Genomic DNA, 12,852 nt, shown 5'->3' with positions numbered 1-12,852 from the left:
TGCCAGCGGTCAGGATTCGGGCTGGTCTTCTGAGCCGGCCTGTTCGTTGAGCTTTCCGAAGGGCACGTGCACGCTCGGTGTCGTCTGCGAGGTGCTCGCCAGGTGACCTTGCTGGTCGTCGAAGAAGATGTGCGGCTTGAGGATCTTCATGATCTCGCCCTTGTTGATCCCGCCGAGGAAGAACGCGTCGTTGACCGTCACCCCCCACTGCTTCAGGCTCATCACTGCCCGCTCGTGCGCGGGGGCGGCGCGCGCAGTGACGAGGGAAACATGGAGTCGGATCCGGTAGTCGGCGTTCTTCCGGCGTTCCTTCCCCTCGCGCCGCTGGATTCGGTTGATGTTGGCCAGAAATTCCTTCAACGGTCCCGCATCGTGCGGGACAGCGGCGTTCATCACCTCGTGGGTGCGGAATTCCTCTATCCCGCCTGTCTGATACACCTGCTCCGATGCGTCGGTGGCCAGGACCCCGTCGAAGTCGAAGGAGATCCGCAGGTCGCGATCCTCAGTGTCGTCCTCGCGCGGCGCGCCCAGGACGTGACCTGCGGGCAATCCCGCCAGGACAGCCTCGCGAACATCACGCTCGTTCGCCGACAGGAACAGCGACATGTTGAGTGCCGGCATGAATTTGTGGGGCGACCGGCCCTGCATGAAGATGGCCCGGCTTATCGACAGACCGTGGGCCTTTATGGATCTCATGACGCGAAGTCCGGTGTCGGGGTCGTTGCGGGACAAAACGATGACCTCGACCAGCGGGTCGTCCTCCTTGCCCAGGTCGTTCAGCGACAGCAGCCGACGGATGAACGGAAACGCGACCCCGGGACGGAGTGTTTCGTCCAGATGCTCTTCCTGGTAGGAGCGGTAGCTCTCTTCGCCCTGCTCCCGGAACACGGTGTCCGACTCGGTCAGGTCGAAAAGAGCGCTGGAGGCGATTCCGATGACAAGCCGGTCCGCCAGCTCGTAGACGGCCACAGTGACCCCTTTGATCAGCCGTTTCGCGTTCGTCGCCATCATCGCACCGGCCAGTCTGCTGGTCCCCTCTCGCCTTCGTGTGGGTTTCTGCGTGCGGTGCTCTTCCAGTAGGCGTCCGTGAACGTCTCGCCCGCGGGCGCGACGGATGGCGGCTGACCGACCCGATCGGAGGTCCGTTCGTCTTGTCGGCCGAGTGGGCGGAGCAGGTCGATTTCGGTCCGCTCAAGGAGCGTCTGCGCTGCGGCAGTACTGACCGTGACCCGTTGCCCTCGCCGACATGGCGCCGCGGTATGGACAGGGGTGGCTTCGCGTCTGGCCACGGTCATCGACATCTGCTCGCGCCGCGTGATCGGCTGGTCTCTCGCCGGCCACATGCGCACGTCCCTGGTCACCGACGCGATCGAGATGGCCGTCACGGCACCCGCCGGAGCATGGGGCGCGTCGGCTCGAGCTACGACATTGCCCTGGCCGATTTCCTCTTTCAGGGACTCGAGCTCAAGCGGGAGTTGCTCCACGGACGGCGCTGGACCTCGAAGGCACAGACACGGCTCGAGCTGTTCGGTCGGCTCGCCTACTACAACCGGCGCCGGCGCACTCCGCTCTCGGCTACCTCACACCAATCGAGGTCGAACAGCGGCTGATCACATCAACTTCGCTGTCACTGCCGCATGAAACCCGGTGTCCACTCCCGAGGATCAACCTCAGGGCTTTCCTGTACCGCCGCGCTGGACTGCTCGTTGTCCAGATCGTGAACGATCTGACCCACCGGCACTGCCCGTACGTCGACGCTGTCGTCAAAACGCTGGGCGATCTCGCCGGTCCCGACGTGACCGTGGACGGTGACGGACGGGCCCACCCCGCCATCTGTTCGCCGTGGTCCTCGATGTCCTTACCGAGGGCGGCATGCCCATCACCCCGGCGTGATGCGCGGTCCGCCCACCACGCCTCGGCAGCCACACCGGCACGGCGGGCGAGGAGCCGGACCGACGAGCGAGTACTCCCGCGCGGGCACGCCGGTCCAGTCGTACGGTTGTGCTGTGTGTGGTGTACGGGACGACGGCGCCGCACCGCCGTACGGCTCCCCCTCCCCCACGCCGCCGGGTCCGACGGCCGGGCGGGGCTGGACCGGCTGCTGGATGTCGCCGTGCGCGATACGAGCGCGCACGCGGGAGAGTGATGATCGGAAAACGTTTCTCTTGTGGCTTTCTGGCCGCGGGCCTCGCGGCGAGACGAAACCGGCGTAGCTGCTGGTCATCTTCATCTTGAACACGGGAGACGAGCTCAAGATCCCTGAGCCGTGAGAACAGGGACTCGGTTGCGCTGACGGCCGGGCCGGAGGAATCCATGACCGAGAACCAGCGCGTCAATATCGGCAAGCGGCACCCGGCCACTTACCAGGCTCTTCTGGCCCTGTCCTCGGCGGTGGAAGAGACCGTCGTCTCGGCAGGTCTCGACGCGCTCCTGGTGGAGCTGCTGAAGATACGTATGTCGCAGATCAACGGCTGTGCGTACTGCCTCAGAATGCACACCCGCGACGCACTCAGGAAGGGCGAGAATCCGGAGCGGATCGCGGTGCTGCCGGCGTGGGCGGAAACCGGATTCTTCTCTGAGACCGATCGCGCCGCCCTCCGTCTGGCCGAGGCAATCACACGTGTGTCGCAGGGGCACGTGAGCGACGCCGACTACGACGCGGCCGCGGCCGTGCTCTCCGCGGATCAGGTGTCGGCGGTCGCCTGGCTGGCGACGGTGATGAACGCATTCAACCGCGTCGCGGTCACCAGCCGATACCCGGTCGGCGGCAACTGAGTCGCGCTTCGGCCTGTCCGCGCGCATCCGTCAGCGGCCCCTGGGCACGAACGCACGGTCGCGCGGCCAAGGTGCGTCCTCGTCCGCTCAGCGGCTGCGTCCAGTCAACTGGATTCACACTGGTGCTGACCGCGCTGGGCACCACCCTCGGCGCGGCCAAGGATGCCGCGGGCCGCAGCCGACCTGGGCACGAGCCACCTTCCCAGTGGTACGCGTTCGAAGCGGCACTTCCGGATGCCCGTCTGGCGAGGACTGGAGACGGAGCAGCAGCCACCGCGCCGGTCCCCGGTTCTGATGTGGCCGCCTTGGCGACGCGGACCATGCCGGTGCGGGCGAGCGCTTCCACCCGACGGCAGCCGCGTCGGCATCCGTACGGGACCTGCTCCCGGTGGGGGCAAGGGGGCGGTTGAATGGACCGTCGACACCCTCCGCCAGGACGGCGCTGCGCGTCGTGATCTCGGCAGTCGACGCGGGTGCCTACCGACTGCCCGCCGGCCGCAGCGAACCCGCCCTGAACATTGAGCAGCTCAAGCGGATCGCTCTCCACACGAGTTGGCATCGCGCCATCCCCTGATCTTCGGCTTCGATGCGCACGGCAGGCGACCTGCCAGCCGTGCTTGCGGACGACGGGGCCGAGCAGGCCGGAGAGCGAAACGCCGCCTCTCGCGGCACCTGCGGCTTCCGCCGACTACACGCCGAACCGTCCCTCCGCCTGGGCATCCATGTCAGCCACGGCGCCGGCGAACCGCTCAGGCAACGCGCGGCCTGCGCGGCCTGTCCGGCAACCGTCGCAGGCGGCCCCGCTCCCGCGGAGATGGTCCCCGCCAGTAGTTCACCTGGTCCCCATAGGCAGGGTTGGTCCCGCGTCCGCGGGGATGGTCCCACGTGGGCATGGGAATGCCCCGCAGGGTTGGGGGTCGGCCCCGCGCTCGCGGGGATGGTCCCAACGCGGGCCCGCACCGGCGACCTCACCGCCGCTGCTCCCCGCGCCTTCGGGGATGCTCCGCTTCCGCAAGAAGCGTCGCGACGCCAGGGTGGTCGGCCCCGTGCCCGCGGGACGGTCCCGCGCAGTACACGATCGAGGCGTACATCATCAGGTCGTCCCCGTGCCTGTGGGGATGGTCCCCGCTTCCCTGCGGTGACCATGGCTGACGCCTGGTCGGCCCCGCGCCAGCGGGGATGGTCCGTTCATCTCGGTGAAGACGCCCAGCTCGCTCATGTCGGTCCCGCGCCTGCGGGACCCCCGCGCTGTAGTACGGCTGGCCGGACCGGTCGCTCCGCAGCCGCGGGGATGGTCCCGAGACCGTGCGGATGTCCTTCTCGAGGGCCGCCGCTGGGCCGAGGAGTTCGACGCCTCCGCCCCTGACACAGCCGCCGCCCTTGCGTCCGAGCGCTGCTGGAGCAGCGGGGACGAGGGCCGACCGACAGGGGCGGGACCGATGATCGGTTGGGACCGATCCTGGGAGCGCTCAGCTTTCGTCCGGCTCCAGGCGCAGCGAGATCGAGTTGATGCAATACCGCTGGTCGGTCGGGGTCGGGAAGCCCTCACCCTCGAAGACGTGGCCCAGATGCGATCCGCACCGCGCGCACCGAACCTCGGTGCTGGTGGAGGTTTCCGGGATGAGTTCGACCGCGTCGGTGTCCTTGGGGTCGTAGAAGGACGGCCAGCCGCAGTGTGAATCGAACTTGGTGTCGGAACGGAACAGCTCGGCCCCGCAGGCCCGGCACGAGTATGTGCCGACCGTCTTGGTGTTCGTGTACTCGCCGACGAAGGGGGGCTCGGTCGCTGCCTTGCGCAGCACTGCGTACTCGCCCGGGGTCAGCTCTGCACGCCACTGCTCGTCCGGCTTTTCGACGTCGTAAGTCATGAAAATGCGCCTCCTCGGCTGTACAGGCGGGCCAGTACGTCCGGACCGAGGTCCATCACGTCGCCCGCGCCATGGGAAAGAACGAGATCGCGGGGCTTCGCCATCCCCGCGATCATCTGATGGCCGACTTGTCTCTCACCGCCGTGACCGGCGCCGGAAACTCAACAGCTGCCGAGCGCAGCAGTTGATGCCGGCAAGTGCTCCGGATCACCCGCGCCGAACACCTGGTGCGTGTCCGATGACGGCATGCCTGCGGCGCGTCCCCGACGCCGTCCCCTGGGCAGCGCGACTACCCGCAGGGGCACGGAGCCGACGGGGAACGCCGCGGTGCGGCCGGGTTCGTCCGGCCGCACCCTCGGAAGTCGTACCGGTGCGCCGCGCGCTCCTGGAGAGGAATTCAGGACTCCACGCGCTTGGGCAGCCGCCAGTTCGGACGGGGAAAGTGGCAGGTGTAGCCGTTCGGGTAGCGGCGCAGGTAGTCCTGGTGCTCCGGCTCCGCGTCCCAGAACTCGTCGGCGGGAACCACCTCGGTCACCACCTTCCCCGGCCACAGGCCCGACGCGTCCACGTCGGCGATGGTGTCCTCCGCGACCCGCCGCTGCTCTCCGCCGAAGTAGAAGATGGCGGACCGGTAGCTGGCGCCTATGTCGTTGCCTTGCCGGTTCTTCGTGCTCGGGTCGTGAATCTGGAAGAAGTACTCCAGGATCGTTCGGTAGTCGGTCACGTCGCCGTCGAAGACGATCTCGATCGCCTCGGCGTGGTTGCCGTGGTTGCGGTACGTGGGGTGGGGGATCTCACCGCCGCTGTACCCCACTCGGGTGCTCAGCACACCGGGGAGGGACCGGATCAGCTCCTGCATGCCCCAGAAGCACCCACCTGCCAGCCACGCCTTCTGCTCGTTCATGTTCACAGTCCGTTTCTTCGAAGTTCTTCCATTGAGGACAGGTCCCGTATCCGGTGACTCATGCCGGAAACGGGGCCTTGCAGCGCGGTCGGCCGACCCGGCCGGCCCGCGCGCGCGATCAGACGGCGACCGCGTGGATCGCCTTAGGCGATGTTGCCGCGGGTCACCGTGGAGTCCGGGACTCAGTGGCCTGGGCGGCCCTGGCCTGGTCGACACCGTCGATCTCGAGGTCCAGGAGCCCTGCGAGAAAGTAACCGTCAGCCCGCGATCGACGGTTGGCTCAGCGTTGATCTTGGGGCTCCATCACGCTTCGTCGGCAGCGCCAGGGCTTCGGCGCACTGGCCCCGGCCGCCATTTACGGTCGTCACCGGTGATGCCGACGGCGATGTAGGTGTTCAACGCTGCAAATCCCCTGGGCGGGAAATGCGATACCCACCCGGGGGATGACGCCATAGTGGCAGCTTCGGAATCACCTGTCAAGGGGGTGACGGTCCCACGTCGGATCGGTCGGCTCAGACCGTACGGCGCCGCACCAGGCGGGTACACAGGGTGAGCAGGAGCAGTGACGGCGGCCTACAAATGAGCGCGACCATCGGACAGGGCCGGATGTGACTTCGTTCACAAGGAGCAGCGATTGCCGACCGACTGCGGCGTCAGGTGTCGATCAGCCGGCTCGTGAATGTCGAAGAGAAATGACAGCACTGCCGAGTCCGCGAACGCGGGACCGGCCAGCTGCCCGTCAGGGCGGCTGGCCGTCGAGGAAACGCCGCGGCCATGACGTCCTCGGCCGTCGACCAGTCGGCGGTCAGCCGGAACGCGTACCCTGCGCCTCATGCCCGAATGGCGCTACAACGAGACGGCTAAACAGCTCGCCCGACCGGGTTACCGTAAAGCGAACCAAACTCAACATTGGTGCGCGAAAGCAGCAAACTCATTTCCCAAGGGTTGTACCCCGATCGTGCGCCGCACCGGCAACCGCTTCTCGGTCAACGCGATGTTCGCGATCAGTACCAAGGGGCGAGCTGAGCACGCCGACCAGCTCGAACTGCACTTCCTGCCGTCATACTCACCAGAACTCAACCCCGACGAACTGGTCCGTGCCGATCTCAAGCGCAGTCTGTCCATGCGTGGCCGGGCCCGCGACCAGGCCCAACTCGCCGCAGAAGCCCGCAGGTCTTCCACCGGGGTGCCGGCGCCGGCCGCACGTCGTCTGCGGCTGCTTCTACGGCCCACACGTCCGCTATACGATCGAATAGAACCCTTTGAGTTTCGGATCAATAAAAAGGAACCCGTTTATCGAGAGCTCAATGAGGTATTTCCAACGGTGATCACTTCCAGTCTGTTGAGCCCGAGTGTCGCTCGCGCGATCGCCGATCCGGCAGGGGAATAGCGTAAGCTGGTGGGCATTATGGCAGTGGTGGAAGTCGTTCAGCTTTTGGTCTCGCCCGTGCACCGGTGTACGGGACGGCCCTCCGACGGGCCATCCCCGGCACATGACGGCGAACTCGTCACGCGTGCCGAGATCCGGGCGAACCTCGGGATCGTGGGTGACCGCTACTTCAACCGACCGGCCCATCGCAATGCCGCTGTCACGCTCATGGCCGCGGAGAACCTCCCCGTGGACATCAACCCGGCAGTCGATCTCCGGCTGACGCGTCGCAACGTCCTGCTCCGGGGGATCGACATCGACGCCCTCGTGGGTACGACCGTGTCACTCGACACCGGTGAGGGCCCTGTTCTGCTGTCCGTGCGGCGTCCCGCCAGGCCCTGTGCCTGGATGGACACCTTCATCGGTCCGGGGGCGCACCGCGCTTTGCGTGACAAGGGCGGTGTGCGGTGTACGCCGCTGACGGACGGATGGCTCACGCTGGGGCCGGCTGAGTTCAGGGTGCTGCCCTCCGTCCCAGGGTGAGGCGCCGATCACGGCCGACTCCGACCTCGTCGCCGACGGGGTACTGCTGGACCCCTGGAAACACGAACTGGCCACGGCCTTCCACCGCCTCGCCGCACTGCCCCGACCCGCCGGCTGACCAACAACCCCCCTGACCGCCCACGACCCGAAGGACACCCGGAGAACCCGACCACCGCGCCGGGACTCCGCCATGCCCGAAGCACCGAAACCACCCCGCCCACCCGACAGCAGACGATCAACGACACCTCATCGCCCCAAGCGAAACGGCGAGGCTAGCAATCGGGGATTTGGCGGGCTTGTCGCTGAGACTCCTCTGGCGCTTGCTCGGCCGGTAGCTGGGACCGTTCATGATGACCTGATGTTTGATCAGCCGTTCCAGGAGCGATTCGGCGACGACGGGGTTCGGGAACAGGGGATATCAGTCGCTGGGTGCCCGATTGCTCAACTTCGCGCGGCAGCGGGTAGGGCTGCGGCCAGCGACGACGCCGACCCGCCGGCCTCGGGTGCCCAGCTGGATGGCCGTGGTCAGCCCGACCGGACCGGCGCCGACGACCAGCACGTCGTATGCCTCCGCGGCGGGGCCGTGTGCAGAAGTGCTCCCGATCTGTTCCGTTCCTTTCGTTCAGCTGGCGCCGTGCGCGCCGGTCATCATTGCGGCGAGGTCGTCGGGGCGGATGAAGGACGGCGGCACGGGCGGGCCCCAGCTGTACAGGGCGCTGGCGCCCTCCCATGTCTCGGGGGTCCACAGCTGGTCGTCCACAATGCAGTCCATGTCGGAGTAGTACTCGGAGAAGTTGCCGGCCGGGTCCTTGAGGTACCAGAAGAAGTTCGCCCCCAGGTGATGGCGGCCCAGACCCCACACATGGCGCTCGGGGTGGCCTTCCAGCATCCGGGTGGCGCCGCGTCCGACCTCGTCCACGTCGTCCACCTGCCAGGAGGTGTGGTGGAGGAAGGAGATGGGGGCCTTTTGGACGAGGACGTTGTGGTGGTCGGTGGAGCAGCGCAGGAACGCCGCGCCCGGTACCAGGTCGCTGACCTTGAAGCCGAGCCCTTCGGTGAAGAAGCGCTGGGAAGCCTCCTGGTCGGTGGAGCCCAGGACGACGTGTCCCAGGCGGCGGACGCGCACCGGCCCCTCACGCAGCACGCCGGGAGCACGCACGCCTGCACGCTCGACCCGCCCGGGGCCGTTGTACGGCACCGGGTCGGCCGGGGCTTGCACGATGCGCGGCTGCACCTCGACGGTCACTGTCACCTCGGTGCCCGGGTCGACCGCGCGCAGGCGGTGGGCGTCCCGGACGAATGGCTTCTCCAGCCGGTTCAGTGCGGAGGCGATCCGGCTCAGGTCGTCGGGGTCGTCGGCGCTCAGGGTGAGCTCCTCCAGGCGGCGTCGTGCCGCGTGAACGATCTTGAGCTGTTCGCCGCCGTCGGCAGTGGCGAAACGGCCGTCGCCGAGGTCCGTCAGCCCGAAATCTGAGTAGTAGGCGGAGGTGGCGGCCGCGTTGGGAACGCCGATCGTGATGTGTGCCACGCGGTGCAGGGCCATGGCAGTCTCCTCAAAAGGCTTCAGTGTGCGGTGATGTACTCAGGGCGCGCGTCAGGCGCTCTGCGGGCCTTCGGGGTAGCTGGGGCCGGCAATCAGGGGATTGCGCAGCTCACCGATGCCTTCGATCCAGCTGCGCAGTTCCTCGCCGGGGGCCAGGAAGCGGCGCGGATTCCGGGCTCCGCCCACGCCGGCCGGTGTGCCGGTGAAGACCAGGTCGCCGGGCTGCAGCGGGCAGATCGCGGAAATCCAGGCGATCTGCTGGGACACCGAGAAGATCATCTGGGAGGTGCGCGAGTCCTGCATGGTCTCGCGGTCCACCGCGCAGCCGAGCGCGAGGTCGTCGGGGGCGTCGAACTCGTCCGGGGTGACCAGCACCGGCCCGGTCGGGCTGAAGCCGGGGAACGACTTTCCCAGCGAGAACTGGGGTGCCGGCCCCTGCAACTGGACGCCGCGCTCCGAGAGGTCCTGGCCGAGCGTGAGACCGGCCACGTACTGCCCCGCGTCCTGTGCGGCGACCCGGTACGCCTCGCGACCGATCACCGCTACCAGTTCGACCTCCCAGTCCACCAGGTCACTCGGCAGCGCAATCGTGTCGTAGGGCCCGGTCAGGGACGTGGGGTACTTGGTGAAGACAGCGGGACGCTCCGGTACGGCGGTCGCCGATTCCGTCACGTGGTCGGCGTAGTTCAAGGCGACGGCGAAGACCTGCCGTGGGCGCGGAACCGGCGCGCCCATCTGCCGCTCCTCCAAAGGCGTCCGCGGGTGGCCGGTCGCGGCCGCGGACCGGGCCCAGTCGCGGAACTCGGCCCAGCGGTCGAAGACTGCCTGCGGGTCCGAGGAGAACAGCCCGTCACTGGCTTTCTCGACGTCCACCACACCGTCGTCGAGGACGAGCACCAGACGGCCGTTGAGATTGGCTGTGCGCACTGCACAACACCTCCATGAGAAAAGATGAAAAGGGTGATCAGCCGGGCAGCCGTTCTCGCACTGCTCGGGGTTGCGGGGCGTGTGGCCGGCCGAGGTCCCGCGAAGTCAGGGTTCGGCCCGGCGCCAGGACAGGCGCAACCGCGATTCCCGCGGCCCGGAAGCTGTCAGCCGTCCCGGATTGAGCCGGACATCGCGCACCAAGGTCGTCCCCACCCACGGTGTGTAGTGACTGGGCTGGACAAGGTGCAGGACAGGGCCCTCGCGCTCCCAGCGGCCGGCATACGCCACGGTCCGGCCCTCTGCCTCCTGGACGGGGGATGCAACCGGGGCCACATCGGTACGGGGGCGCCGGCCAGACACCGACTGGTGTCGCAACGCGGCAATCATCCGAACAGCAACAGGGCCCGGGGCCGCGACCTGGGCCCTGCCTGTGATGACGTGTGAGCGCGTCAGGCGGCGGGGCGTTGGAGCCGCTGCTTGAGCGCCTTCCCGCGCGCCTCCATCGTGGCTTCCAGCTGGGCCTTCTTCTGCGCCCTGCGCGCCTTGGCGGCCTCGCGTTCCGCCGCCGACTCCGCCTCGCGGACCGCCTTGACCTCGGCTCGCACCCGCTCGGCCGGCCTGCGCTCAAGCACCGCACCGAATCGCATGGCGAACACGTCGATCGCTGCCGTGTCGCGCTCGGCGACCTCAGCAACCAGCACCGTGCTGCCCGCGCTGACCTCGTCGGCCACCAGGGCCACCAGGCCGGAACCCTCCGTCGCCCGCCGCCAGTCGGCGCCGCCGCCCACCAGGGCGCCGGTGCCCCAGCCCAGCACCACGCCAAGCGGTCCACCCAGCAGGCCCACCACCGAACCGACCAGCCCGCCGACCAGCGTGCCCTCTCCCGCCCTGGCGTCCACGCCCTCCGGAATCCGCACCGTCCCGTCCTCCTGGCGCTCGACGAGCATCGCGCTACGGACCTCCACGGTCGGGCCGCCCAGCCGCTGCAGCTCACTGAGCGCCTGGTAGGCGGAGGCCTGTTCGGTGAAGCGGAAGACGACGATGTTGTCGGTCCTGTCCATTGCCACTCCTCAACTGCTCATAGGTCCTGTAATCGGCGGGAGCTCCCGTCTGTGAGACATTATGTATCGGAGATGTTCTGTGAGTCAAGTCGTCTCATAGATGTCGGGTGACGTCGTCGGCGGCCCCGCGCCGCCGCCAAGGCAAGGAAGCAGGCGTCGGCTGAGCAGGCCAAAGTGGGCCCCCGTCGCAGCGGGGCGGCCGCAGCAGAGCTCCTTGGCGCGGGCCTGGGGCGGTCACCCACGCCGCGCTCGCCGAACGCTCCGGTGACGGCCGGGCCACGGTCTACCGCCACCGGCCGCAGCATCTCCTTCGCGGCCGCAGTCTGACCGGCTCCGACGGCAGCGGGCGGGGCGCCGACACATCGCCACGGCGAAGCCCGGGACCGTCTTCCCGCTCTAGAGATTCGTGCCGGTGTTGCCCTCGTCGTTCGAAGAGTCTCGCCGCTTGGTCTCGCCCTTGGCGGAAGGGCCCTTCTCCTGCCCCTCCAACAGCTCCAGGAGCGCAGCGTCTGCCTTTTTCTGGTCTTCCTTCGTCAGTTCGAGAGGTGCGTTGTTGTAGACGGTGTACCGGTCGGGATGAATGATGTTGGTGGTCCTCAAGGTGAACGTCAGAAGCGAGCGCCAACCCTTGCGGTGCCCAACCCTCACTTGGATTCGGACCTTGTAGTCACGGGCCTCCGGAACAAACCCAGAAAACGGTGCCTCGAACTCGATGAAGAGTTGTTGCGCTTCTCTGCCGGCCACGACGAATCCGGCCGGCAGCTTGGGTTCCTCATCCGGCCCGGGTTGGAGACGGGATGGTGAAGACGTCCACAGGAGTGGCAGATGAGAGGTGGGCTCATCGGGGAAGCTCAGCATGAGATCCTGCACGACTATCGGCTTGGCACCGGTGTTGTGAAGGACGAGCGGAAGCCGCAGGCGAACCATGGATCCGTGGCAAATCGCCGCAAAGGAATGAGGCTCCCACGTCTCCAGGCGCCCCTGTCTGGCGTTGAGCCACCAGAATGAGGCGACGGTGAAGACCAATGCACTGACCGACACAACGCTGGCAGCAGAAAGCGATGAGGACGCATTCTGATCAGCAGCGGCCATCAGCGGAAGCACAAATTCAGTGTGCCAGCCTCAGGGTGGGCACGCTAACAGGACTCGGTGACGAGGGGCCCTTGAGCGATCCAGCTTCTCGACGAGTGGCAGCTGGGCCGCCTTCATCCTTCGGCGAGGAAGTGCGCCAGCAAAGCGTCCAAGTCGATGTGCCCGGGCTCGGCCTCCCTGGGCGCCACGGCCTCCGTTCCTGCAGGAAAGTCTGGATCTCCTGCGTCCAGGCTTTGAGCAAGGCCGTACCAGCACGCGGTTTGGGAAGGATGTACGGGTCACAGCGGTCATGCTCGTCGGTGGCCATATGCGAACGTCCCTCGCCAGCGGGGCCGTCGGTTTTCAATCCTGGTGCCCGGAGGAGACGCAAGCACCGCCGATGCTTCTCTGCTGTCCCACCCCCACGTGCCCTGATGACGCCACATCACCCGCCTGAGCGATCCCCACGATGATCAACGGAAACGTCGAAAGTCAAGAGCCCAGCGTGCGCGTGGTCCAGCCCGATACGCGGGAGTGCATCTGTGTGCCGAAGGGCAAGGGGTGGTCGGATTCGGCGGTGAGGGCCGGCACCGTCACGGGGACGGGAGTTTCCGGGTCTGCGTCCAGCAGCAGGTCGGGAATCTGCCGGCCCAGGCCACGCAGGTCGGCGACGACCTGGGCCGAGTCGGTCACCTTCTAGTACTCCAGCAGTACTTCGTGGCTTGACCTGGGGAAGCGTCGAGCGGTGGGAGTGTAGCGGGCAGGATGCCGTCACGGACGGCTTCTGCTCG

The 12,852-nt window shown here is 67.5% G+C and carries 12 protein-coding genes and 4 pseudogenes; 5 read left to right on the top strand and 11 right to left on the bottom strand.

The annotated features are described in order from the left end of the window. Positions 1 to 9: 9 nt before the first annotated feature. Entirely contained in the window at positions 10 to 969 is a 960-nt protein-coding gene (locus ACWCP0_RS37455; RefSeq protein ID WP_451083213.1) for a 5'-nucleotidase, read from the bottom strand. Between the two features lie 312 nt (positions 970 to 1,281). Between ACWCP0_RS37455 and ACWCP0_RS37450 the strand changes: the two are divergent. Next, a pseudogene (locus ACWCP0_RS37450) lies at positions 1,282 to 1,633 on the top strand (integrase core domain-containing protein); the annotation flags it as partial. Here ACWCP0_RS37450 and ACWCP0_RS37445 read toward each other — a convergent pair. Continuing rightward, a complete protein-coding gene (locus tag ACWCP0_RS37445; RefSeq protein WP_451083248.1) occupies positions 1,628 to 1,825 on the bottom strand; it encodes a hypothetical protein in 198 nt (65 codons plus the stop codon). The pseudogene ACWCP0_RS37450 and the gene ACWCP0_RS37445 sit on opposite strands and share 6 nt — an antisense overlap. Before the next feature lie 488 nt (positions 1,826 to 2,313). Between ACWCP0_RS37445 and ACWCP0_RS37440 the strand changes: the two genes are divergently transcribed. Both ACWCP0_RS37440 and ACWCP0_RS37435 read left to right on the top strand, forming a co-directional pair. Beyond that, entirely contained in the window at positions 2,314 to 2,775 is a 462-nt protein-coding gene (locus tag ACWCP0_RS37440) for a carboxymuconolactone decarboxylase family protein (RefSeq protein WP_451083212.1), read from the top strand. A 451-nt stretch (positions 2,776 to 3,226) separates the two neighbouring features. Further along, positions 3,227 to 3,349, top strand: coding sequence for a hypothetical protein (locus ACWCP0_RS37435; protein WP_451083211.1), 123 nt, complete (start codon positions 3,227 to 3,229; stop codon positions 3,347 to 3,349). Between the two features lie 895 nt (positions 3,350 to 4,244). On the opposite strand, the gene msrB is transcribed toward ACWCP0_RS37435, so the two are convergent. Together msrB and msrA are read right to left on the bottom strand one after the other, a co-directional pair. Further along, on the bottom strand, positions 4,245 to 4,643 hold the full coding sequence (gene msrB, locus ACWCP0_RS37430) for a peptide-methionine (R)-S-oxide reductase MsrB (RefSeq protein WP_385425908.1): 399 nt from the start codon (positions 4,641 to 4,643) through the stop codon (positions 4,245 to 4,247). A 397-nt stretch (positions 4,644 to 5,040) separates the two neighbouring features. After that, a complete protein-coding gene (gene msrA / locus ACWCP0_RS37425; RefSeq protein WP_451083210.1) occupies positions 5,041 to 5,547 on the bottom strand; it encodes a peptide-methionine (S)-S-oxide reductase MsrA in 507 nt (168 codons plus the stop codon). 1,036 nt (positions 5,548 to 6,583) lie between these two features. On the opposite strand from msrA, the pseudogene ACWCP0_RS37420 reads away from it, so the two are divergent. Both ACWCP0_RS37420 and ACWCP0_RS37415 read left to right on the top strand, forming a co-directional pair. Continuing rightward, positions 6,584 to 6,676: pseudogene (locus tag ACWCP0_RS37420) on the top strand (transposase); the annotation flags it as partial. 279 nt (positions 6,677 to 6,955) lie between these two features. Continuing rightward, complete coding sequence (locus tag ACWCP0_RS37415) at positions 6,956 to 7,459, top strand: molybdenum cofactor biosysynthesis protein (RefSeq protein ID WP_451083245.1); 504 nt, start codon at positions 6,956 to 6,958, stop codon at positions 7,457 to 7,459. Between the two features lie 235 nt (positions 7,460 to 7,694). On the opposite strand, the pseudogene ACWCP0_RS37410 reads toward ACWCP0_RS37415, so the two are convergent. The 7 genes and pseudogenes from ACWCP0_RS37410 to ACWCP0_RS37380 all read right to left on the bottom strand — a co-directional run. Beyond that, a pseudogene (locus ACWCP0_RS37410) lies at positions 7,695 to 7,901 on the bottom strand (hypothetical protein); the annotation flags it as partial. A 12-nt stretch (positions 7,902 to 7,913) separates the two neighbouring features. Continuing rightward, positions 7,914 to 8,018 (bottom strand): annotated as a pseudogene (locus tag ACWCP0_RS37405) (hypothetical protein); the annotation flags it as partial. 63 nt (positions 8,019 to 8,081) lie between these two features. Next, entirely contained in the window at positions 8,082 to 9,002 is a 921-nt protein-coding gene (locus tag ACWCP0_RS37400; protein ID WP_451083209.1) for a VOC family protein, read from the bottom strand. Between the two features lie 51 nt (positions 9,003 to 9,053). After that, positions 9,054 to 9,929 carry a fumarylacetoacetate hydrolase family protein gene (locus ACWCP0_RS37395; RefSeq protein ID WP_451083208.1) on the bottom strand — a complete coding sequence of 292 codons (876 nt, stop codon included), beginning with the start codon at positions 9,927 to 9,929 and terminating at the stop codon, positions 9,054 to 9,056. A gap of 449 nt (positions 9,930 to 10,378) precedes the next feature. Then, positions 10,379 to 10,990 carry a DUF1269 domain-containing protein gene (locus tag ACWCP0_RS37390; protein ID WP_451083207.1) on the bottom strand — a complete coding sequence of 204 codons (612 nt, stop codon included), beginning with the start codon at positions 10,988 to 10,990 and terminating at the stop codon, positions 10,379 to 10,381. Positions 10,991 to 11,386: 396 nt separating this feature from the next. Beyond that, the gene (locus tag ACWCP0_RS37385) at positions 11,387 to 12,094 is read right to left on the bottom strand and encodes a hypothetical protein (RefSeq protein ID WP_451083206.1); all 708 of its coding nucleotides are present in this window, start codon (positions 12,092 to 12,094) and stop codon (positions 11,387 to 11,389) included. A 459-nt stretch (positions 12,095 to 12,553) separates the two neighbouring features. Further along, complete coding sequence (locus ACWCP0_RS37380) at positions 12,554 to 12,754, bottom strand: hypothetical protein (RefSeq protein WP_451083205.1); 201 nt, start codon at positions 12,752 to 12,754, stop codon at positions 12,554 to 12,556. Positions 12,755 to 12,852 lie beyond the last annotated feature (98 nt).

Source organism: Streptomyces sp. NPDC001970 (assembly GCF_053594115.1).
This window is presented reverse-complemented; position numbering and strand designations above follow the sequence as displayed.